The organism is Nocardioides luteus (assembly GCF_014648595.1).
GTDB lineage: Bacteria > Actinomycetota > Actinomycetes > Propionibacteriales > Nocardioidaceae > Nocardioides > Nocardioides luteus.
The window spans coordinates 109,265-129,199 of sequence record NZ_BMRK01000010.1 but is presented as its reverse complement, the minus strand read 5'-3'; the positions used below and the strand labels follow the sequence as shown (position 1 = coordinate 129,199).

Below are 19,935 nucleotides of genomic sequence, written 5' to 3'. Positions count from 1 at the left end.
TTGGCGTCACGCAACACGGAGCGGAACGCCTTCGGCGTCGCTCCGGCACGGGGGACCGGCCGACACGAGGGTGTCGGCCGGTCCTCCGGCTTTGACCAGGAGCCCGGCACCACCGTCACGCTCGAGCAGACCGAGGTCAACGGCGCGGTGACGTCGCTGGTGCGCCGCACGGTGCACCCCTCGGGCCTGCGGATCGTGACCGAGCAGATGGCCGGGGTCCGCTCGGCCGCGATCGGCGTCTTCGTCGGCGTCGGGTCCCGCGACGAGACCGCGCGTCAGCACGGCTGCTCCCACTTTCTTGAGCACCTGCTGTTCAAGGGCACCCCGTCGCGTACGGCCCTGGAGATCTCGGCCTCGATGGACCGGGTGGGCGGCGAGTTCAACGCCTACACCGCCAAGGAGTACACCTGCTTCCACGCACGGGTGCTCGACGACGACCTGCCGCTGGCCGTGGACGTCGTGGGCGACATGCTGACCTCCTCGCTGATCACCGCCGAGGACGTCGAGGCCGAGCGTGACGTGATCCTCGACGAGATCGCGATGCACGACGACGACCCCGACGACGTGATCCACAACCTGGTCGCCGAGCAGGCATGGGGCGCGGAGACGCCTCTCGGCCGTGGCATCGCCGGCACCGAGGACTCGATCTCCGCGCTCACCCGCGAGGAGATCGACGCCTTCTACCGCGAGCACTACGTGGCGGCCAGGATGGTCGTCTCGGTCGCCGGCAACGTCGACCACGACGAGGTCGTCGCGATGGTCGAGAAGGCGTTCGCGGGGTCTGGCTTCCTGCAGGGCGCTGCCGCGCCGGTCGCGCCCCGTGAAAGCTCCCCGCTCGGGGTCGTGCCCGGCGAGATCAGCGCCGTACGCCCGCTCGAGCAGGTCAACGTGATCCTGGCCCGCCAGGGTCTCCAGCGCGGCGACGACCGCCGCTTCGCCTTCGAGGTCGTCAACACCGCCGTCGGCGGCGCGACCTCCTCGCGGCTCTTCCAGGAGGTCCGCGAGCACCGCGGCCTGGCCTACTCGGTCTACTCCTACGCCTACAGCCACGCCGAGACCGGGTTGTTCGGGGTCCAGGTAGGCTGCCTGCCGGCCAAGCTCGACGAGGTCCTCGAGGTCGTGCGCGCCGAGCTGGCCGCCGTCGCCCGCGACGGCATCACCGCCGAGGAGCTCGAGCTCGGCAAGGGCCAGCTCCGCGGCGGCCTCGTGCTCGGCCTGGAGGACTCCGCCTCCCGGATGTCGCGCATCGGCCGCGCCGAGCTCGTCCATCGCGAGCTCTACTCCATCGACGAGGTCCTGGCCCGCATCGACGCGGTCACTCTCGAGGAGTGCCGCGAGGTCGCAGCCGAGATCCTGGGCCGTCCGGAGATCCTGGCGGTCGTGGGTCCGGCCTGAGGTCGGGCCTCCAGGGATACCCGGTCGACCGGGTATCCCTGGACTTGACGGGCACTGAAACACCCGTCAAGTCCACGAAGTGCCCGTCAAGCAGCCGAGAACGTCTCGCGATGTGGATGATAGGCGGCTATCGGCGGCCGATGATGCCGACGGCGGCGGGGACCTTGGAGTCGACGATGCTGACTCGGAACCCGGCGTCGGCGAGGGCCTTGCTGGACTTCTCGATGATCTCGGGGACCTGCTCGCGCTGGGTGGCCTCGTAGAAGAGGTTGACGGTGCCGCCGGGGAGCACGCGCTCGTGGAGGAGCGCGATCTCGGCGGATGCGTCCCGCACCCAGAACAGGTTGACGTTGAACGCGAAGACCTTGGTCAGCCGCTTGACCGGCACCCGCAGCGTTGCGAGGTCGATCTGGCGGACCGTGAGGCGTCCTGCCTCCAGGTACTTCGCGCAGCGTCGCTTCGTACGATCGACACCCGACTCCGAGCGGTCGATCGCAAACAGCTTTCCGGTCTCCAGCCGGCTACAGATCAGCTCGGCACCAGCCCCCGGACCGCAGCCGACTTCAAGGACATGATCGTTCGGTTGAATGTCCATGAAGTCAACGGCCCAACGGATCCGAGCAGGGATCGTCTGCACCACCATGGGTCCAAGACTGCCAGATCGACATACGGTTCCGCTCACAGCCCTCGCCGGACGGACACGACCGGGCAGTGTCATATGGTTGTGCGTCATGACGAAAGTGGCTGTTCTCGGTGCACGTGGCAAGCTCGGTTCGGCGGTCTGCGAGGCTGTCGAGTCCGCCGACGACATGGAGCTCGTCGCGCGGGTCGGCCGAGGTGACGAGCTCTCGACGATCACCGACGCCGGTGCGGAGGTCGCCGTCGACGTGACCACGCTCGAGGCGGTGATGGGCAACGCCGAGTTCTGCCTCTCCCACGGCGTGCACACCGTGATCGGCACCTCCGGCTTCGGACCCGACCGGGTTGCGCAGCTCGAGGAGTGGCTGGCGAAGGCGCCTGCCGGGGTTGGCGCGATGGTGGTGCCGAACTTCTCGGTGGGTGCGGTGCTGATGATGCGGTTCGCCGAGCTCGCCGCCGCGCACTTCCCGTCCGTGGAGATCGTCGAGACCCACCACGAGCGCAAGGCCGACGCCCCGTCGGGTACGGCGCGGCGTACCGCCGAGCTCGTCGCCGCGGCGCGCCGCGAGGCCGGTGTCGGCCCGGCGCCCGACGCGACCACCTCGGCGCTCGACGGCGCCCGCGGCGCCTCGGTCGAGGACGTCCCGGTCCACTCGCTGCGGATGTCCGGGTCGGTCGCCCACCAGGAGGTCGTCCTCGGCGGCGTCGGCGAGCTCCTGACCATCCGCCACGACTCGCTCTCCCACGCCTCCTTCGCCCACGGCGTCCTCGCCGCGATCCGCGGCATCGGCACCCGGCCCGGGCTCACCGTCGGCCTCGAGGACGTGCTCGGGATCGCCTGAGCCCGATCCGCCGAGGGTCAGTCCGGGCAGAGGTCCCCGCGCCGTACGCTCCTGCCTCGGGGCTGGTCGTCGGGATCGGCCAGCAGCGTGCGGTAGTCGGCGGAGCGCAGAGGTCCCTCGGCGAGCTCGCCCGAGGAGCGCGGCACCTGCAGCGGGCCGTCGTCGTACTCCAGCTCCACCCGGTCCACGCCGGGGACGGACGTCAGCGACAGCACGGTCTGCGCGGTCGCGAGCAGGATGCGGTTGGTGGTGATCGGGTCGTCGGAGGAGACCCGCAGGTGTGCGGTGCCGTGGTCTATCTTCTCCAGCTCCAGCCAGCCCTCCGGGGGCAGTGCGGTGCCGAGACCGGCGCGCAGGGCACGTCTGGAGGGGCCGTCGCCGAGCTGGGCGAGGATGTCCTTGGCGACGCCGGTCAGGGTCTCGGAGCAGATGCTGGCCGCGGGCCGGCCGACGAGACGTTCCTCGGGATCGACCCAGTAGAGCCGAGGCCCCGTGGTCTCGTCCGACGAACCGGCAGGCACCTTGTCGGAGTCGTCGAGCAGACGGTAGGGGACGTCCGCGGGGTCGATGGTGCGGACCTCGTCGTCGGTGGGGACACCGCACGAGGACGCGACGAGCAGGACCAGACCGGCGGCCACCGCCGCCCGAGACGTACGCAGAAGCCTCATGTCACCTCCAGGCCGGATGTGGTGCGCGCCGTCGGCGCCAGGGGGAGCGAGAGCACGAAGTCGGCACCGCCGGAGTCGGCCTCGCGGCACCAGACCGACCCGTCGTGGAGCTGGGCGGTCTGCTGGACGATGCTCAGCCCGAGGCCGCTGCCGGTGGTCGCGCCGCGCGCACCCACCCGGGCGAACCGGTCGAAGATGCGCTCGCGCTCCTCGGGAGGGACGCCGGGCCCGGAGTCGACGACGTGGATCTCGGCGTAGCGGCGCCGGGCGCAGGCGTGGACCGCGGTGACGCCGCCGCCATGGGTCTCGGCGTTGCGGACCAGATTGGCCAGCGCTCGCTGGACCTGGAGCCGGTCGGCGTAGATCTGCAGGTCGGCCGGGACGTCGACGGTGACCTCTCCGTCGTAGCCGCCGTCGGCGAGCGCGGCAGTGACCAGCCCGGCGACGTCGAGCACCTCCCACTCCGACTCGCGCACCCCGGCGTCGAGCCGGCCCAGGGTGATCAGGTCCTCGAGCGCGCTCCGGAACCGCTCCAGCTCGTTGGCCATCAGGTCGACGGCGGTCGCCGAGCTCGCGGAGAGCGTGCGGTCGCCCTGCAGGACGCCGAGGCTGGTGGTGAGGGTGGCCACGGGGGTGCGGAGCTCGTGGCTGACGTCGGCGGCGAAACGGGCATCGTGGTCGAGGCGCTCGACGACGGTGTCGACCATGGTGTTGAACGAGCCGGTGAGCGTGGCCAGGTCGGGGTCCTCGGTCGCCTCGACGCGCGTGTCGAGCTCGCCGGCGGAGATGCGCGCAGCTGCCAGGGCGACCTGACGCAGCGGCATCAGCACCCGCCGGGCGGCGTACCAGCCCAGCAGGCCGCCGGCGATGGTGGTCAGCGCCGCGGAGATGGCCAGGGCGTTGCCCATCGTGTCGAGCGTCTCGGTGAGCTCCTTGGCGTAGGTCACCTCGTAGTAGTCGGCGCCGACACCCTCGAGCGGGATCCCGACCACGATGTTGGCCCGGTCGCCGATCTTGGTCCAGGAGATCGCCACCTCGCCCTCGTCGACGTTCGCCCCGACGTTGCTGGTGGCGTCGTAGACGGGGGTGGTGAGGTCGGAGGAGTACCACTGCCCGTCCTGGTGGACGAGCACCGTGGTGCGGCTCGGCTGGGCGATCTCGGCGAGCACCTCGGCGACGTTCACGCCGTTGGTGCGCAGCCGCTCCTTGACCAGGGCGGCGTCGATGTAGGCCTGCTGCAGGGCGTTCCGCTCGCGCTGCACGATCAGGTAGTGGCGCGCCGAGAAGTAGGTGCTGAACGCCAGGATCAGGCTGATCAGCAGCGCCCCGGCGGCGAACGCGGCGACCACGTTCGCCCGCAGCCCCCGGCGCGGTCGTGAGGTCATCGCGGATCCAGCCGGTATCCCAGCCCGCGGACCGTCGAGATGACGCCGCGCGCTGCCGGTCCGTCCTCGACCTTGTTGCGCAGCCGGCTGACGTGCACGTCGACGACCCGTACGTCGCCGTGGTGGCCCTCGGGCCACATCTGGTTGACCAGGTTCTCGCGGGTCATCACCCGACCGGGACTGGTCGCCAGGGCGAGCAGGAGCTTGAACTCCGTGCTGGTCAGATGGAGGTCCTCCTCGCCCCGCCGCAAGGTGGCACCGTCGGGGTCGAAGACCAGCGGCCCGGAGGTCGAGTCGAGGACGATGCCGCCGGCGGGCCGGGGACCGGCGGCGGCCGGCTGGGTCGGGTAGTCGGGGCGCCGCAGCGCCGCCTTGATCCGGGCCCTCACCTCGGCGACGTCGAACGGCTTGCGGACGTAGTCGTCGGCGCCCGACTCCAGCGCCGCGACGACGTCCCTGGCGCCGTCGCGGGCGCTGATCACGATGATCGGGGCGGTCGTGCGCGGACGTACGCTGCGGATGAAGGTGAACCCGTCGATGCCGCCGAGCATCAGGTCGACGAGCATCACGTCGAACGGCTCGGCCGCGTCCATCTCGAGGGCCACCTCGGCGTCGTCGGCCTCGCCGACCGTGTAGCCCTCCTGCTCGAGGAAGAGCCGCAGAGACGTACGCAGCCCGTAGTCGTCCTCGAGGATGAGCACTCGTCTACCTGCCTCTTGCACGCCACGCATCGTCTCACCCGAAGCGTCGAGACACATGTTCGTTGCGATCCGTCGGCAGGAACTGACATGAAACTGACACGAAACTGCGAAGGGACCTCCACACAGGCCGGGCAACGTGGAGGCCATGAGCGAGACGGACTTCTACCAGCTGGAGGAGACCGTCGTCGTCCCGTTCTCCGACGACACCTGCCGGCGCGCGATCCACAACCTGCGCTGGCGGCTGGCGGAGATGCTGGCCGGCGGTCCGGAGGCGGTCGTGGTCGACCTGAGAGGGCTCACCCGGTTCTCGTCGACGACGGTCGCTGCGCTGCTGTGGGCCAAGCGGAGATGCGGCACGAGAGGCGTCCCGCTGCGTCTGCGCAACGCCGACCAGGCGCTCGCCGACCAGCTCCGCCGGGCCGGTCTCGACACCATCTGGGACATCCAGACAACCCCCACCCGAGAGGTCAGCTGATGAGCAACAACGTCCACGAGACGGCCCGCGAGCGTGGGTCAGATCTGCTGACGCCGGACCAGGCGATGAGCCAGGTGCGAGCGTGGACGGACTCGCGAGTGGTCGGCGAGCGCGCCGCCGACCGGCTGGAGGTGCTGGCGGCCTTCGGCATCCACGTCGCGCTCTCGAACCTGCCCGGCGAGATCTGGGTCAAGCTGGCGTGGCGTACGCCGACGCGCGTCGAGCTCACCACGCTCTGGACGCTCACCGCGATGCCGGCGGCGGCTCCGGAGCCCTATATCGCCGAGAAGCTCACCGACCTGGCCGGCTCGTGGAGCTTCCTGGAGCGCCCGGGCGGGGCCAGCCTCGTCTGCGAGGTCGAGGACCCGCCCGAGGCCACCGCTCAGCGGTAGGTGTCGGGGAGCTGCGCGCCGATCTTCACCTGCGGCTTGGGCAGGCGCAGCGGACGGATCTGGATGGCCCGCATGATCGCGTAGTAGGTCGTGCCCTTGAGGTCCGCGTCGGGGAAGCGGCGCTTGAGCTCCTTGCGGAGCAGGTAGCGCATCACGACGAGGTTGACGATCACCGTGGCCATCACGACCAGCGTGAAGAGCTGGGAGTACATCGCCAGCTCGATGCTGACGTAGGGGACCACCAGCGCGAGGATCAGCACGGGGAGCACGATCTCGGCGAAGGTGAACCGGGCGTCGATCCAGTCGCGCGTGAAGCGCTTGACCGGGCCCCGGTCGCGCAGCGGCAGGTAGCGCTCGTCGCCGGTCTTCATCGCCTCGCGCATCTTGCTGCCCTGCTCAGCGCGCTGGGCGCGGTTGGCGGCGTTGATCTCCTTGCGCGTGCGCGGCTGCTTGAGGCGCGCCTTGCGCGCGGCCTCGGCTTCCTTGCGCGACGGCGTCGGTCGGCCCTTGCCGACCTCCTTGACCGGCGACTCGGGCTCGACGACCTGCGGGGCGGGGGACTTGCGACCGAACAAGGAAAGGACCTCTTACGTATCTGCCGAGGCGGAGCCCGAGGCAAATGGTGTTGGCTGGGACACGTACAGGATATCCCGAGGGACCCGGACCGCGAGTTTTGTGGACCCGACCTAAGGTGAGAGGCAACACTTGTCCTAGGACGACGAGAGTCCAGCGGCAAGCGACGACGCGGGGCGGCCGGCGGTCGGCCGCATATGAGAGGCGTAAAGGGAACCGATGAGTGTGATGAAGCGGCTGAGCCTGGTCTTCAAAGCGAAGGCGAACAAGGCGCTCGACAAGGCCGAGGACCCCCGGGAGGTGCTCGACTACAGCTACCAGAAGCAGCTCCAGATGCTGCAGCAGGTGCGCCGCGGCGTCGCTGACGTCGCCACCAGCCGCAAGCGGGTCGAGCTGCAGATCAACGGGCTCAAGCAGCAGTCCGACAAGCTCACCCAGCAGGCCCAGAAGGCCATCGAGATGAACCGTGAGGACCTCGCGCGCGAGGCGCTGACCCGCAAGTCGGGCCTCACCCAGCAGATGAACGACCTCAACACCCAGCTGGCCACGCTCCAGGGCGAGGAGGAGAAGCTCACCCTCGCCCAGCAGCGGCTGCAGGCCAAGGTCGAGTCCTTCCGCACCAAGAAGGAGACCATCAAGGCGACCTACACCGCCGCCGAGGCGCAGACCCGGATCAACGAGGCCGTCTCCGGCATCGGCGAGGAGATGGGCGACGTCGGCCTCGCGATGCAGCGTGCCGAGGACAAGACCCTCGAGATGCAGGCCCGTGCCGGTGCCGTCGACGAGCTGCTCTCCTCGGGTGCCCTCGACGACCTCACCGCCGGTCCCTCCGACGACATCACCCGCCAGCTCGACGCGCTGAGCTCGACCAGCGACGTCGAGGCCGAGCTGGCCGCGCTGAAGGGGCTCAGCTCGCCGCAGCAGACCCAGGCCCTGCCCGGCTCCGAGGCCGGCTCGCCCGTCATCGACGTGGACGCCACCGAGAAGAAGGCGGAGCAGTGATCGTTCGCATCCTGGGCGAGGGGCAGTACGACGTCGACGACGCCGCTCTCGACAAGCTCAACGAGCTCGACGCCGCCGTCGAGGCCGCCTGCCAGGGCACCGACGAGGCCGTCTTCGACGCCGCCCTCGCCGCGCTGCTCGACGGCGTCCGCTCGCTCGGCACCGCTCACCCGGTCGACGCGATCGACTCCTCCGACCTGATCCTTCCCGGACCCGGCTCCACGCTCGCCGAGGTCTCCGAGATGCTCGGCGACGAGGGCCTCATCCCCGGCTGAGACGATGTCCCGCTTCCAAGGTGATGCCGGGCTGACCGCCCGGATGACCTCCGTGATGTTCCTGCTCGGGGCGCTGTTCGTCGGGCTGATCGTGGCGCTGATGTTCGTCCTGCCCGCCCAGTGGGCGCCGATCATCGCCATCGTGGGGCTCGGCATCGCCTGGTGGCAGTGGTACGCCTCCGACAGCCTCGCGATGCGCGCCATGGGCGCGCGCGAGGTGACGCCGCAGGAGGCGCCCGAGCTGCACGCGATGATCGACCGGCTCTGCACGCTGGCCGACATGCCGAAGCCGCGGGTCGGCATCGCCTACACCGACATGCCGAACGCCTTCGCCACCGGCCGCTCGCCGAAGCGGGCGGTGGTGGTGGTCACCACCGGCATCATGCAGCGGCTGACCGCGGAGGAGCTCGAGGGCGTGATCGCTCACGAGCTCTCCCACGTCGCCCACCGCGACGTGCTGGTGATGACGGTCGCCTCCTCGGCCGGCATCATCGCCGGGATGCTCAGCCGCGGCTCCCAGTACGGCGCCTACGCCGGCGGCGGCCGTCGCGACAACAACAACGGTCTTCCGGTGTGGCTGGTCGTCCTGGTGGTCTCCCTGGTCGTCTACGCCGTCTCCTGGCTGCTGCTGCGGATGCTCTCGCGCTACCGCGAGCTGGCCGCCGACCGCGCCGGCGCGCAGCTGACCATGAAGCCGGGCGCGCTGGCCAGCGCGCTGCAGAAGATCACCGGCGAGATCTCCGCGATCCCGAGCCGCGACCTGCGCTCCGCACAGACGCTGAACGCCTTCTTCATCGCCCCGGCGGTCAGCGGCCAGTCGCTGCGTACGCTCACCTCGACGCACCCCTCGCTGGAGCAGCGACTGGAGCAGCTCGCCCGGATCGAGGCCGAGCTCGGCCGACCGACCCAGTAGGGTCGCTGCGTGGGTTTCTGGGACGTCATCACAGGTCGTACGCGACCGAAGCAGGCCAATCTCGACGCGCTGTTCGCGGTGCCGACCGCCGCGATCACCATGCAGACCTCGCTCGGGCTGGTCCCGACCGGAGACGGCGCGGTCTGCTACCGGGCCGCGGCCGGAGCGGGCTTCGCCGGCACCCAGCGGGACGTCGTGGAGCTGCTCGGCGCCTCTGCAGGTGCGCCGACGGTGACCACCAGCGTCGACGAGTTCGGCTTCACCTGGCTCAGCGTCGACCACGAGCCGCTCGACCCGGCCAACCCCGACATCACCGGCCTGGTCACCGACCTGCACGCCGTCAACACCACGCTGGAGATGAACGGCTACGGCCCCGGACTGCTCTGCTCGCTGATCGGCTTCAAGGGCGCCGACGGCCGCAGCGTCGGCCTGATCTACCTCTACAAGCAGGGCACCTTCTACCCCTTCGCCCCGACCGGCCCGCAGCAGCGCGACAACCTCCTCGAGATCAACGTCCGCACCGCGATCGAGGGCGACCTCCCGGTCGAGAAGGACCTCTCCCGCTGGCTGGCCGTGTGGGGTGCCCCCGGGCTCTGAGACGCGCCACAGAGACCTCACAGGTCACGCACAGCAACCGGCTCCATGATGGAGCCATGACTGCTGCACGGGACCTGACCCGCCACGACGGCTCGCCGCTGCGGGTGCTCGTGGTCGACGACGAGGTCAACATCGCCGAGCTGATCGCGATGGCGCTGCGGTTCGAGGGCTGGGAGATCACCGTGGCCCACTCGGGCTCGGCTGCTGTCGGAGCGGCGAAGGAGATCGCGCCGGACGCGATCGTGCTCGACTGGATGCTGCCCGACTTCGACGGTCTGGAGGTGCTCCGCCGCGTACGCAGCTCCCAGCCGTCGGTGCCGGTCTGCTTCCTCACCGCGAAGGACGCGGTCGAGGACCGGGTGGCCGGGTTGACCGCGGGCGGCGACGACTACGTGATCAAGCCGTTCTCGCTCGAGGAGCTGGTGGCCCGGCTCCGCGGGCTGATGCGGCGGGCAGGTGCCACCCGGGTCGAGGAGCACTCGGTGATCCGGGTCGGCGACCTGACGATGGACGAGGACTCCCGGGAGGTCCACCGGGCGGGGGAGGAGGTCACCCTGACCGCGACCGAGTTCGAGCTGCTGCGCTTTCTGATGCGCAACCCGCGCCGGGTGCTGTCGAAGGCCCAGATCCTCGACCGGGTCTGGTCCTACGACTTCGGCGGCCAGGCCAACGTCGTCGAGCTCTACATCTCCTACCTTCGCAAGAAGATCGACGCCGGCCGGTCACCGATGATCCACACCATGCGGGGCGCGGGCTACGTGCTGAAGGCCGCGGAGTGACCAGCCGACTGAGGCGGCTGGTCGCGCCGCTCGGCTCGCGGCTGGTGATCACCGCCGTCGCGCTGGTGCTGGCCGTCTCGCTGATGATCGGCACCTTCGCCACCATCGCGCTGCGTGAGACGCTGATGGACCGGCTCGACCGGGACGTACGCGACATGGCCCGCGGCGTTGCGGGTCCCGGCTTTCGCCTGAACCTGGCGCCCGGCTCGGTCTACGCCGAGCTCCCGCAGGACGGCGAGGCCCGGGGCACGTTCGGCGACCTCGACCCCGACGAGGTCGAGAAGCTTTCCACCGCCGACCTGGAGGTGCTGCGCGAGGTGGACGTCGACGCCCGCCCCCACGACGCCGATCTGCCCGAGCACGGCACGTTCCGGGTGATCGCTCAGGCCGTCTTCGACCCGCGCAGCGGTCGGTCCGCGGTCGTCGTCACCGGCCGCTCGACCGACGAGGTCGACGACACCATCGCCAGCCTGGTCTTCTGGGAGACGCTGCTGACCCTGCTCGGGGTGCTGGCGGCCGCAGGCGCGGGCTACGTCGTCGTACGCCGCCAGCTCAGCCCGCTGCGCGAGGTCGCTGCCACCGCCCACACCGTGGCCGCCCTGCCGCTCTCCTCCGGCGAGGTCTCGGTGACCGAACGCGTCCCCGAGCGTCTCACCGACGAGGACACCGAGGTCGGGCAGGTCGGCGCGGCCCTCAACGCGCTGCTCGACCACGTGGACACCTCGCTGGCCGAGCGTCACCGCACCGAGCAGCAGGTGCGCCAGTTCGTCGCGGACGCATCCCACGAGCTGCGCACCCCGCTGACGACGATCCGTGGCTACACCGAGCTGGCCCAGCAGCGCGCCGAGGCGGTGCCGATGGCGCTGGGCAAGGTCGAGGAGGAGTCGCTGCGGATGACCGCGCTGGTGGAGGACCTGCTCCTGCTCGCCCGCCTCGACCAGGGCCGACCCCTGGCGCGCGAGCCGGTCGACCTGACCCGGCTGCTCCTGGAGGCCGTCGACGACGCCCGCGTCGTCGCCCCCTCGCACACCTGGCGCCTCGAGCTGCCCGCGGACGGCGAGTCCGGGGACGCCGAGGTGACCGTCACCGGCGACGCCCAGCGCCTCCACGAGGTGATCAGCAACCTGCTCACCAACGAGCGCCGGCACACGCCGGCCGGCACCACGGTCACGGTCCGCGTACGCCCTGACGGGTTCGACGTCCACGACGACGGCCCCGGGTTCCCGCCGGATCTCGTACCGCGCGCCTTCGAGCGCTTCACCCGGGCCGACGAGGCCCGTCAGCGCGACGGCGGCGCCGGCCTCGGTCTCGCCATCGTGCACGCCGTGGTGACCGCCCACGGCGGCACCGTGAGCCTCGCCAGCGTCCCCGGCGACACCACCATCGCCGTACGCCTCCCCGCCCGCTGACCCCATCCGAGACCGCGGGAGGGGGTCAGTCCTTCTCGGTCTTGCCCGGGAGGTCGAGCATGCGCTGGAGGGCGAGCTTGGCGTAGTGCTCGGTGTCGGCGTCGACCTCGATGCGGTTGACGACCTGGCCCTCGACCAGGGCCTCGAGGGCCCAGACGAAGTGGGGGAGGTCGATGCGGTTCATCGTCGAGCAGTAGCAGACCGTGCGGTCGAGGAAGACGATCCGCTTGTCCGGGTGGGCGGCGGCGAGGCGCTTGACCAGGTTGAGCTCGGTGCCGATCGCCCAGGCCGAACCGGCAGGAGCGGCCTCGATGGTCGAGATGATGAACTCGGTCGAGCCGACCAGGTCGGCCTTGAGAACCACCTCGTGCTGGCACTCGGGGTGGACGAGGATCTGTACGTCCGGGATCTCGGCGCGCAGCTCGTCGATGGTGTCGGGGGAGAAGCGGCCGTGGACCGAGCAGTGCCCCTTCCACAGGATCATCTTCGCGGCCCGGAGCTCCTCCGGGGTGACGCCGCCGCCGGGCTTCAGCGGGTCCCAGACCACGCAGTCGCCCAGCTCCATGCCGAGCTTGAGGACGGCGGTGTTGCGGCCGAGGTGCTGGTCGGGGAAGAAGAGCACCTTGGCGTCCGACTTCTGCTCGAACGCCCACTCCAGCACGGCCTGCGCGTTGGAGGAGGTGCACACGACGCCGTCGTGACGGCCGCAGAAGGCCTTGATGTCGGCCGAGGAGTTCATGTAGGTCACCGGCACGACCTGCTCGGCGACACCGGCCTCGGAGAGGGCTTCCCAGGCCTTCTCCACCTGGCCCAGCCGGGCCATGTCGGCCATCGAGCAGCCGGCCGCCAGGTCGGGCAGGATGACCGCCTGCGAGGGCCCGGTCAGGATGTCGGCCGACTCCGCCATGAAGTGCACGCCGCAGAAGACGATGTACTCCGCGTCCGGCCGAGCCGCCGCGTCGCGGGCGAGCTTGAAGGAGTCGCCGGTCACGTCGGCGAACTGGATGACCTCGTCGCGCTGGTAGTGGTGGCCGAGGACGAACACCTTCTCGCCGAGCTTCTCCTTGGCGGCCAGCGCACGCTTCACCAGGTCGGGGTCGGAGGCCGCCGGCAGGTCACCGGGGCAATCGACGCCACGCTCGGAGTTCAGGTCAACGCCACGCCCGAGGGGGAGCAGCGGGAGGTCGACAGTCGTCATGATGACGATAATACATGTGACGGCTTCCACGTCTCGGTGGCGTGGGTCACATCGCGGTCTACAGCAGGGCGCCGTTGTGCAGGTAGGGCGCCGGGGGAGCCATGCCGCGTACGCCGAGATGACCCTCGACGCCGAGGCTCAGCCCGGCCGCCAGGCCCACGTCGAGGGCCCACTGGTTGGCGCTGGTCACGTGGCCCACCTGGGCCGCACCCTCGGTGCGAGCGAGGCACTCCCACAGCAGCCTGGTCGCCGTCTCCTCGTCCAGGGCGGCGAGGAGCGTCGGCCCGGTGGAGTGGGCGTAGGCGTAGCCCCGGTCGTGGGTGTCGACGATGAGCGTGCCCATCCGGGCCAGCGAATCGTGATCGCGCCCGTGGGCCGCCCCGCGGAGCCTGCGGTCGACGGCGTCGAGGAGCTCGCGGTCGGCGGAGGTGCCCTCGCGAACCTCCTCGACCGCGACCAGCGAAGATCGGCTGACCTCGCCGTGGAGCATGAGCTGGGGGTGCAGGTCGAACCCGGCCAGCCGATAGCGGCGCAGGGCCTTCGGATCATCGCTGGCCGAGAGCATCCAGCGGGGGCAGTCGGAGCCGTACGCCGCCGACGCCTCCAGCAGGCGCTTGCCCAGTCCCTTGCCCTGGAGCCCCGGGCGGACCGCGAAGGTGCACAGGATCCACAGCACGTCCTCACGTCGGACCGAGATCGCGAAGCCGGCCAGGCCCTCGGAGTCGTGTGCCGCGACGCACCCCTGCGCGTCGGTGGCGAGGAACTCCATGGTGCGGGTGATCCAGCTGGCGGCTCGCGCCGGCGGGCGCCGCTGTGCGGGCGGGTCCGACTCCCGTCGCGACAGCAGGGCGGCCTCGTAGAAGGCGTCGTCGCTGAGCTGCTGGGCGAGGGGTACGTCCGCAGGCTGCATCGGCCGGATCTCCATGGCCGGTGAACGTATCTCAGGCGCGCAGCGGGCGCACGGCCTCCCAGGCCGGGTCGGTGTCGACGCGGGTGATCACGTCGCCGTGCGCCCAGCCGCAGAGCGCCTCCTCCACCCGCTGTGGCGCGGAGGTGGTCGGATCGATGTAGGCATGCAGGAGGCGTACGCCGTTGGTGGTCTCGTGGGCCACGACCCGGCCGTCGGCGCCGAGCGTCGAGGTCAGCCGGTCCTCCAGCCGCCGCAGCTCGCACAGCGCGTCGCTCGAGGGGAGCCCCCGCTCGGCGAAGCCGACGTAGGGCACCAGCATGCCGACGTGATGGGTCAGGTTGGGTGCGATGACCGGGTGGAGCGGCACGATCGCGCTCGCCACGACCGGTCCCTGCGGGCTGTCGGCGTGGAGCAGCACCCAAGCCGGGTTGCCGTCGTCGTCGACGTACTCCTTGCGGAGGTTCGTCACCGCGATGGCGAGATCACCGAGGCCGAAACCGTCGCGCGGCGGGGTGGTCGTGGCCTCGACCTCACCGATCCACAGCTCGGTGTCGGACTCGCCGAGCGTGGTGTCGAGGGCGTGGAAGGCGATCCGCAGCCGCGTGTCCTCGTCGAGGCCGCAGAGCTCGGGGTGGAAGACGGTGACGTCGAGGCGGGCACCCCGCTGCCGGGCGCCGACCAGCACGTCGGCCAGCCGGATCGTGGCGCGACCGGGCGGCGACAGCTCCGCCCCGACGGGGTCGTCGACGGGTGGGCGCTGGTCGCTGAACTCCCAGGGTGAGATCCCGTCGGGCTCGGGAGCGGAGAGCAGCCAGCGGCGCGCCAGCGCGCGGTGGTCGGGGTTGCCGCCGGCCGAGACCACCAGGAGCCGGCCACCCAGCGGTCCGGGGCCGATCTCCCAGCTCAGGCCGGCCTGGATGGCGTCGATCCGTCGGGCCAGCAAAGACACCAGAGCCATCTGGTCGTCCGCGTCCAGGGCGGCAGTGCATGCCCGAGCCCCCTTGCATACCCACCAGCGCCAGAACCTGTCGATCCGCCGTGCTGCTGAGTCGCGCCCCCCGCGCTGCCCAAAGTTCACGAAACAACCTTAACGGTACGCATACTGGATCTTTACGAGGCGAAGCCACCCTGCGGAACAGTTGTCAGAACAACTGCAGAACGCCCCGCAGAACACCAGGCGCTGCGGACCACCGGTAGGTTGCGGCCATGCGAGTGCTGATCGCCCCGGACAAGTACGCAGGCACGCTGAGCGCCGCTGAGGCGGCCGCCGCGATCGCGGAGGGGTGGCAGCGCACGGCGCCGGGCGACGAGCTCTCCCTGGCGCCGATGGCCGACGGCGGCCCGGGCTTCCTCGAGCTGCTCCACGAGGTGCTCGGCGGAGACCTGCGTGAGCTCGAGGTCCGCGGACCGCATGGCGACCCCGCGACCGCACAGCTGCTGATCGAGGGCGAGACCGCCTATATCGAGTCGGCCCAGGCCGCCGGCCTGCACCTGACCCGCGGAGAGGGTGCCGAGCGAGCGACCTCCTACGGCGTCGGGCAGCTGCTCCTCGCCGCCCGCGACGCCGGGGTGCGCAGGGTCGTGGTCGGTCTGGGCGGGTCGGGCACCAGCGACGGGGGAGCGGGGCTGCTCGCCGCGCTCGGAGCCACCGCCGACCGCCCGCTCGACGCCGGCGTCGCGGGCCTCGAAGGCATCACCGAGGTCGCCCTTCCCGAGCCCTTCGGGCCGGAGATCGTGATCGCCAGCGACGTCGACAACCCGCTGACCGGGCTCTTCGGCGCGATCAAGGTCTACGGTGAGCAGAAGGGGCTCACCGAGGAGACCATGCCCCGCTGGGACGGTGCGCTGCAGGATCTCGCGGCCGCCACGTCGCGTACGACCTCGACCGAGAAGGGCGCGGGCGCCGCCGGCGGGATGGGGTTCGCGCTGCTGCTCCTCGGCGGCACCCGGCGAGCGGGCTTCGACGTGGTCGCCGACCTGCTCGGCCTGCCGAAGCTGGCCTCCCGGGCGGACCTGGTCATCACCGGTGAGGGCTCGTTCGACCCGCAGAGCGCCTCGGGGAAGGTCCCCGCCGGTGTCGCCCGGCTGGCCGAGCAGGCGCTGCGACCCTGCATCGTGCTGGCGGGGAAGGTCAGCATGAGCGGGCGGGAGATGCGCACCCTCGGCATCGACGCCGCCTACTCGCTCGTCGACAGCGTCGGCGAGGAGCAGGCGATGGCCCAGGCGTACGACTCCCTGGTCCAGGTCGCCGCCAGGGTCGCCCGGACGTGGTCCGCCGACCATCGGGAATAACCGGGGATGTGCGACGATTGACCCAGAGACACAACCCGCACCCACGCACAGGGAGCCCAGCTACATGACCGAGCAGACGACCGAACGCCGCGCCGACTCCATCAACTTGAGCGACGTTGCCGCCGCGAAGGTGAAGAGCCTCCTGGAGCAGGAAGGCCGCGACGACCTGAGCCTGCGCATCTCCGTGCAGCCCGGTGGCTGCTCCGGCCTGCGCTACCAGCTCTTCTTCGACGAGCGCACCCTCGACGGTGACGTGGTCACCGACTTCGACGGCGTCTCCGTCGTGGTCGACCGGATGAGCGTTCCCTACCTCAACGGCGCGATGATCGACTTCGTGGACACCATCGAGAAGCAGGGGTTCACCATCGACAACCCCAACGCCACGGGTTCATGCGCCTGCGGCGACTCCTTCCACTGATCTGAGGCGCCCGGCACGCACGCTGGCCGCGTTGCGGACGCTTCGACGACCGGCTTCGCCTCGAAGGTCGCCTTCGCGTCCGCGCCTTGCCATCGCACGCACCGGACACCTCAGATTCATGAAGACGTGAAACGTCAGCAGCCCCTGCCGTTCGGCAGGGGCTGCTGGTATCTGGTGGCCTCCTCGATGGGAGGCCGAGATCTCCTAGGTCAGGGCGAGGCCGTCGGCGACGTGGCCGCAGGCCTCGAGCATGGCGGCGTCGCGCGGCTCGCGGGACTGCATCCGCACCGGCGGCTCCGGGCGGGTCGTCTGCCGCGCCCGGGGCGCGGCCAGGTGCAACGCGCTGTCGGCGGCGGCACAGTCGGCGCTGAGCTGCGCGGGGCTGTCGAGGTCGTCGTACGGAACGCGAGTATCGGTCATGCAAATGACGGTAAGCACTACCAACGGGTAGAAGAAGGCCGACTCAGCGGTAATATTTCGTCCTCCGCGCGCGGTCGAGCCTTAACGTCGGCCGACCTCTCGCCGGTAGGGTTCGGCGCATGTCCGGTTCACTCCTGATCGCAGGATCCATCGCCACCGACCACCTGATGACCTTCGGTGGAAAGTTCGCCGACTCGCTGGTCGCCGACCAGCTCGACAAGCTCTCGGTGAGCTTCCTCGTCAACGACCTCGAGATCCGCCGCGGTGGCGTCGGGGCCAACATCTCCTTCGGGCTGGCCAACCTCGGCCTCGCTCCGGTGCTCGTCGGTGCGGTCGGTGAGGACTTCGCCGACTACCGCTCCTGGCTCGAGCGCCACGGCGTCAACTGCGACCACCTGCACGTCTCCGAGACGCGCCACACCGCGCGGTTCGTCTGCACCACCGACACCGCGATGGCGCAGTTCGCCAGCTTCTACCCGGGTGCCATGGCCGAGGCCCGTGAGATCGAGCTCGGCCCGATCGCCGAGAAGGTGGGCGACCCCGCCTTCGTGCTGGTCGCGCCCGACGACCCCGACGCGATGAAGCGCCACACCGACGAGGCGCGCCAGCGCGGCTACACCTTCATCTCCGACCCCAGTCAGCAGCTCGCCTTCGGCGACGGCGAGCTGATCCGTGACCTCGTCGACGGCGCCGCCTACCTGTTCACCAACGAATACGAGTCCCACGTCCTCCAGCAGAAGACCGGCTGGTCCGCCGAGGAGGTCCTGGCCCGGGTCGGCACCCAGGTCACCACGCTCGGCAAGGACGGCGTCCGCGTCCAGCGCAAGGGCGAGGACACCATCGAGCTGCCTGCCGCGAAGAACGTCGACGCGATCGAGCCCACCGGTGTCGGCGACGCCTTCCGCGCCGGCTTCCTGGCCGCGCTGGCCTGGGACTGCGAGCTCGAGCAGGCCGCCGAGGTCGGCTGCGTGCTGGCCGCCTACTGCGTCGAGACCGTCGGCCCGCAGGAGTACTCCTTCACCGCCGAGGAGTTTGTCGCCCGGGTCCGGGAGTCCTACGGCGACACCGCCGCCGACCAGATCGCCTCACACATCAAGAACTGAGGAACTGAGCGAGCAGGACAGCTCTAGCTGAGACGGCGTATCCGATAGACGGGTACGCCGTCGTCTGCTTCCGCCTCGCCGACGAACTCCTGCCCGCGCATCCGCGCCCAGGCGGGTACGTCATGGTGGGCCGCGACGTCGTCGGCGGCCACGGCGATGACCTCGCCGACCTCGACGTCACCGAGATGACGGCCGAGCTCGATGATGGGCCGTGGGCAGGCCTGGCGGCGGCAGTCGAGGGTGACGATCGGCTCGTCCACGTGCTGGCGCTCGCTCACAGCCCCGCCTCGGCGCGCAGGTCCTTCACGATCCCGGGCAGTGCGTCGAGCACGCGCTCCACATCCTCTCGCGTCGTGTCGCGGGTCAGCGACAGCCGAACGTTACCGTGTGTCAGCGCTCCCATGGCGGCAAGCACGCGAGACGGTTCGCGGGTGTCGGAGGTGCACGCGGATCCGCTCGCGACACCGGCCCCGAGGCGGTCCAGCGCCGTCACCAGCGCCTCGCCGTCGACGTACAGCGCCGAGAACGTCACCAGATGGGGGAGCCGGCCCTCGGCGGGGCCGGCGACGTCGACGTCCGGGATCTCGGCCGCGACCCGCTCCCGGACCAGCGCGACCAGCTCGTGCTGGCGGGCGTTGATCTCCTCCCGCTCGGCGACGACGGCCTGGAGCGCGGCCGCTGCCGCCAGCGCTCCGGGGATGTTGGTGAACCCCTGGTCCGTACGCGACCACTCCTCACCGGGGAAGGGCCAGCGCCACCGAGCCGACCTGCGCACGACCAGCACGCCGACACCGCCGGGGCCGCCCCACTTGCGGGCGGAGCCGGCGACCACGTCTCCGACCCCGGGCAGGGGGAGCCGCCCCATCGACGCGCAGGCATCGACGAAGAGGGCTGCTGGACCTGCGGCGGAGGCGACCTCCTCGAGCGGCTGCAGGGTGCCGACCTCGTGGTTGGCCTGCTGGACGGCGACAACGTCGACATCACCCTCGCCCACAGCCTCGCCCACAGCCTCGCCCACAGCCTCGGCGACGGCCGCGACCTCGACCCGGGCCTCGCGGTCGACGGCCAGCTCGGTGACCGGCGAGCGCTGCGACCACCGGGCGGCGTCGATGACGGCCTGGTGCTCGACGGCAGTGTGAGCGATGCCACGTGATCCGAGCCCGAGCAGGCCGGCCTGCACCGCGGCGGTGCCCGAGGATGTGAAAAGCACCTCATCTCGGCGCACCCCGAGCGCCTGCGCCACGACCTCGCGGGCGTTGGCGAGCAGCAGCCCGGCGTTGCGGGCCGGCCGGTGGAGGCGGCGGGGGTCGGCGTACCCCTGGTCTGCCGCGGCCAGAAGCACTTCCCGGGCGGCAGGATGGAGGGGTTCGGCCGATGCGGCGTCGAGGTAGGTGAAGCTGTCCGTCACAGGACCCAACGGTAGTCACAGGCGACATGAGGAACCCCTGAAGATGATTCCGGAGCCGCGCGCGGTAGTCTGCGGACATCTGAGTGTTCGCATGAGAGAGAGGCTCGTAGTGGGTCTGCACTTGCCAGGGGCCGGATCGAC

24 protein-coding genes are annotated in these 19,935 nt (G+C 70.7%); 13 read left to right on the top strand and 11 right to left on the bottom strand.

The window, feature by feature from the left end:
• Positions 1–1,395 carry a M16 family metallopeptidase gene (locus IEY81_RS14145; RefSeq protein ID WP_229787866.1) on the top strand — a complete coding sequence of 465 codons (1,395 nt, stop codon included), beginning with the start codon at positions 1–3 and terminating at the stop codon, positions 1,393–1,395.
• A gap of 127 nt (positions 1,396–1,522) precedes the next feature.
• Here IEY81_RS14145 and IEY81_RS14140 read toward each other — a convergent pair whose 3' ends face one another.
• Entirely contained in the window at positions 1,523–1,990 is a 468-nt protein-coding gene (locus IEY81_RS14140) for a class I SAM-dependent methyltransferase (protein ID WP_229787865.1), read from the bottom strand.
• Positions 1,991–2,126: 136 nt separating this feature from the next.
• On the opposite strand from IEY81_RS14140, the gene dapB reads away from it, so the two are divergent.
• Positions 2,127–2,876 carry a 4-hydroxy-tetrahydrodipicolinate reductase gene (gene dapB, locus IEY81_RS14135; RefSeq protein ID WP_189119118.1) on the top strand — a complete coding sequence of 250 codons (750 nt, stop codon included), beginning with the start codon at positions 2,127–2,129 and terminating at the stop codon, positions 2,874–2,876.
• Positions 2,877–2,893: 17 nt separating this feature from the next.
• On the opposite strand, the gene IEY81_RS14130 is transcribed toward dapB, so the two are convergent.
• From IEY81_RS14130 to IEY81_RS14120, 3 genes are read right to left on the bottom strand one after another with little or no spacing between them, the layout of a single operon-like run.
• Positions 2,894–3,544 (bottom strand): GerMN domain-containing protein, encoded by a 651-nt coding sequence (locus IEY81_RS14130; RefSeq protein WP_189119117.1) that lies wholly within the window; start codon positions 3,542–3,544, stop codon positions 2,894–2,896.
• Positions 3,541–4,929: an ATP-binding protein gene (locus tag IEY81_RS14125; RefSeq protein WP_189119116.1), complete on the bottom strand. Its 1,389-nt coding sequence runs from the start codon at positions 4,927–4,929 to the stop codon at positions 3,541–3,543. The genes IEY81_RS14130 and IEY81_RS14125 overlap by 4 nt, the downstream gene beginning before the upstream one ends.
• Positions 4,926–5,660 (bottom strand): response regulator transcription factor, encoded by a 735-nt coding sequence (locus tag IEY81_RS14120; protein WP_189119115.1) that lies wholly within the window; start codon positions 5,658–5,660, stop codon positions 4,926–4,928. The genes IEY81_RS14125 and IEY81_RS14120 overlap by 4 nt, the downstream gene beginning before the upstream one ends.
• A 115-nt stretch (positions 5,661–5,775) precedes the next feature.
• Between IEY81_RS14120 and IEY81_RS14115 the strand changes: the two genes are divergently transcribed.
• Both IEY81_RS14115 and IEY81_RS14110 read left to right on the top strand, forming a co-directional pair.
• A complete protein-coding gene (locus IEY81_RS14115) occupies positions 5,776–6,105 on the top strand; it encodes an STAS domain-containing protein (protein ID WP_189119114.1) in 330 nt (109 codons plus the stop codon).
• Complete coding sequence (locus tag IEY81_RS14110; protein ID WP_189119113.1) at positions 6,105–6,497, top strand: hypothetical protein; 393 nt, start codon at positions 6,105–6,107, stop codon at positions 6,495–6,497. Before IEY81_RS14115 ends, IEY81_RS14110 begins: the two co-directional genes overlap by 1 nt.
• On the opposite strand, the gene IEY81_RS14105 is transcribed toward IEY81_RS14110, so the two are convergent.
• The gene (locus IEY81_RS14105; protein WP_189119112.1) at positions 6,488–7,072 is read right to left on the bottom strand and encodes a DUF3043 domain-containing protein; all 585 of its coding nucleotides are present in this window, start codon (positions 7,070–7,072) and stop codon (positions 6,488–6,490) included. The genes IEY81_RS14110 and IEY81_RS14105 overlap by 10 nt on opposite strands.
• 217 nt (positions 7,073–7,289) lie before the next feature.
• Here IEY81_RS14105 and IEY81_RS14100 point away from each other — a divergent pair, with 217 nt between their 5' ends.
• Genes IEY81_RS14100 through IEY81_RS14075 form a run of 6 tightly spaced genes read left to right on the top strand, consistent with a single transcriptional unit; the run spans position 7,290 to position 12,045 of the window.
• Positions 7,290–8,072 (top strand): PspA/IM30 family protein, encoded by a 783-nt coding sequence (locus tag IEY81_RS14100; protein ID WP_189119111.1) that lies wholly within the window; start codon positions 7,290–7,292, stop codon positions 8,070–8,072.
• The gene (gene pspAA, locus IEY81_RS14095; protein WP_189119110.1) at positions 8,069–8,347 is read left to right on the top strand and encodes a PspA-associated protein PspAA; all 279 of its coding nucleotides are present in this window, start codon (positions 8,069–8,071) and stop codon (positions 8,345–8,347) included. Before IEY81_RS14100 ends, pspAA begins: the two co-directional genes overlap by 4 nt.
• A gap of 4 nt (positions 8,348–8,351) precedes the next feature.
• Positions 8,352–9,260, top strand: coding sequence for a zinc metalloprotease HtpX (gene htpX / locus IEY81_RS14090; protein WP_189119109.1), 909 nt, complete (start codon positions 8,352–8,354; stop codon positions 9,258–9,260).
• A 9-nt stretch (positions 9,261–9,269) separates the two neighbouring features.
• Positions 9,270–9,857, top strand: coding sequence for a PspA-associated protein PspAB (gene pspAB / locus IEY81_RS14085; protein WP_189119108.1), 588 nt, complete (start codon positions 9,270–9,272; stop codon positions 9,855–9,857).
• Positions 9,858–9,913: 56 nt separating this feature from the next.
• Positions 9,914–10,636, top strand: a complete 723-nt coding sequence (locus IEY81_RS14080) for a response regulator transcription factor (RefSeq protein ID WP_189119107.1) — start codon at positions 9,914–9,916, stop codon at positions 10,634–10,636.
• Positions 10,633–12,045 (top strand): sensor histidine kinase, encoded by a 1,413-nt coding sequence (locus IEY81_RS14075; RefSeq protein WP_189119106.1) that lies wholly within the window; start codon positions 10,633–10,635, stop codon positions 12,043–12,045. The genes IEY81_RS14080 and IEY81_RS14075 overlap by 4 nt, the downstream gene beginning before the upstream one ends.
• A 25-nt stretch (positions 12,046–12,070) precedes the next feature.
• Here IEY81_RS14075 and nadA read toward each other — a convergent pair whose 3' ends face one another.
• From nadA to IEY81_RS14060, 3 genes are read right to left on the bottom strand one after another with little or no spacing between them, the layout of a single operon-like run.
• Positions 12,071–13,243, bottom strand: a complete 1,173-nt coding sequence (gene nadA / locus IEY81_RS14070; protein ID WP_189119105.1) for a quinolinate synthase NadA — start codon at positions 13,241–13,243, stop codon at positions 12,071–12,073.
• Positions 13,244–13,301: 58 nt separating this feature from the next.
• Positions 13,302–14,168 carry a GNAT family N-acetyltransferase gene (locus IEY81_RS14065; protein WP_189119104.1) on the bottom strand — a complete coding sequence of 289 codons (867 nt, stop codon included), beginning with the start codon at positions 14,166–14,168 and terminating at the stop codon, positions 13,302–13,304.
• Positions 14,169–14,184: 16 nt separating this feature from the next.
• Positions 14,185–15,102 (bottom strand): DUF695 domain-containing protein, encoded by a 918-nt coding sequence (locus tag IEY81_RS14060; RefSeq protein ID WP_189119103.1) that lies wholly within the window; start codon positions 15,100–15,102, stop codon positions 14,185–14,187.
• 257 nt (positions 15,103–15,359) lie between these two features.
• On the opposite strand from IEY81_RS14060, the gene IEY81_RS14055 reads away from it, so the two are divergent.
• Positions 15,360–16,445: a glycerate kinase family protein gene (locus tag IEY81_RS14055; RefSeq protein WP_189119102.1), complete on the top strand. Its 1,086-nt coding sequence runs from the start codon at positions 15,360–15,362 to the stop codon at positions 16,443–16,445.
• A 64-nt stretch (positions 16,446–16,509) separates the two neighbouring features.
• Entirely contained in the window at positions 16,510–16,863 is a 354-nt protein-coding gene (gene erpA, locus IEY81_RS14050) for an iron-sulfur cluster insertion protein ErpA (RefSeq protein ID WP_165114477.1), read from the top strand.
• A gap of 204 nt (positions 16,864–17,067) precedes the next feature.
• On the opposite strand, the gene IEY81_RS14045 is transcribed toward erpA, so the two are convergent.
• Positions 17,068–17,283 carry a hypothetical protein gene (locus IEY81_RS14045; protein ID WP_189119101.1) on the bottom strand — a complete coding sequence of 72 codons (216 nt, stop codon included), beginning with the start codon at positions 17,281–17,283 and terminating at the stop codon, positions 17,068–17,070.
• A 119-nt stretch (positions 17,284–17,402) separates the two neighbouring features.
• On the opposite strand from IEY81_RS14045, the gene IEY81_RS14040 reads away from it, so the two are divergent.
• Positions 17,403–18,386, top strand: a complete 984-nt coding sequence (locus IEY81_RS14040) for a carbohydrate kinase family protein (RefSeq protein WP_189119100.1) — start codon at positions 17,403–17,405, stop codon at positions 18,384–18,386.
• 23 nt (positions 18,387–18,409) lie between these two features.
• On the opposite strand, the gene IEY81_RS14035 is transcribed toward IEY81_RS14040, so the two are convergent.
• Entirely contained in the window at positions 18,410–18,664 is a 255-nt protein-coding gene (locus tag IEY81_RS14035; protein ID WP_229787863.1) for a sulfurtransferase TusA family protein, read from the bottom strand.
• Complete coding sequence (locus IEY81_RS14030) at positions 18,661–19,794, bottom strand: cysteine desulfurase family protein (RefSeq protein ID WP_189119099.1); 1,134 nt, start codon at positions 19,792–19,794, stop codon at positions 18,661–18,663. The genes IEY81_RS14035 and IEY81_RS14030 overlap by 4 nt, the downstream gene beginning before the upstream one ends.
• Positions 19,795–19,935 lie beyond the last annotated feature (141 nt).

Coding starts and splice junctions, on each gene's coding strand:
- IEY81_RS14045 (WP_189119101.1), bottom strand. CDS start 17,283: ATGACCGATACTCGCGTTCCGTACGACGACCTCGACAGCCCCGCGCAG.
- erpA (WP_165114477.1), top strand. CDS start 16,510: ATGACCGAGCAGACGACCGAACGCCGCGCCGACTCCATCAACTTGAGC.
- IEY81_RS14110 (WP_189119113.1), top strand. CDS start 6,105: ATGAGCAACAACGTCCACGAGACGGCCCGCGAGCGTGGGTCAGATCTG.
- IEY81_RS14100 (WP_189119111.1), top strand. CDS start 7,290: ATGAGTGTGATGAAGCGGCTGAGCCTGGTCTTCAAAGCGAAGGCGAAC.
- IEY81_RS14115 (WP_189119114.1), top strand. CDS start 5,776: ATGAGCGAGACGGACTTCTACCAGCTGGAGGAGACCGTCGTCGTCCCG.
- IEY81_RS14080 (WP_189119107.1), top strand. CDS start 9,914: ATGACTGCTGCACGGGACCTGACCCGCCACGACGGCTCGCCGCTGCGG.
- IEY81_RS14055 (WP_189119102.1), top strand. CDS start 15,360: ATGCGAGTGCTGATCGCCCCGGACAAGTACGCAGGCACGCTGAGCGCC.
- IEY81_RS14140 (WP_229787865.1), bottom strand. CDS start 1,990: ATGGACATTCAACCGAACGATCATGTCCTTGAAGTCGGCTGCGGTCCG.
- IEY81_RS14130 (WP_189119117.1), bottom strand. CDS start 3,544: ATGAGGCTTCTGCGTACGTCTCGGGCGGCGGTGGCCGCCGGTCTGGTC.
- IEY81_RS14040 (WP_189119100.1), top strand. CDS start 17,403: ATGTCCGGTTCACTCCTGATCGCAGGATCCATCGCCACCGACCACCTG.
- IEY81_RS14120 (WP_189119115.1), bottom strand. CDS start 5,660: ATGCGTGGCGTGCAAGAGGCAGGTAGACGAGTGCTCATCCTCGAGGAC.
- htpX (WP_189119109.1), top strand. CDS start 8,352: ATGTCCCGCTTCCAAGGTGATGCCGGGCTGACCGCCCGGATGACCTCC.
- IEY81_RS14065 (WP_189119104.1), bottom strand. CDS start 14,168: ATGGAGATCCGGCCGATGCAGCCTGCGGACGTACCCCTCGCCCAGCAG.
- IEY81_RS14125 (WP_189119116.1), bottom strand. CDS start 4,929: ATGACCTCACGACCGCGCCGGGGGCTGCGGGCGAACGTGGTCGCCGCG.
- dapB (WP_189119118.1), top strand. CDS start 2,127: ATGACGAAAGTGGCTGTTCTCGGTGCACGTGGCAAGCTCGGTTCGGCG.
- nadA (WP_189119105.1), bottom strand. CDS start 13,243: ATGACGACTGTCGACCTCCCGCTGCTCCCCCTCGGGCGTGGCGTTGAC.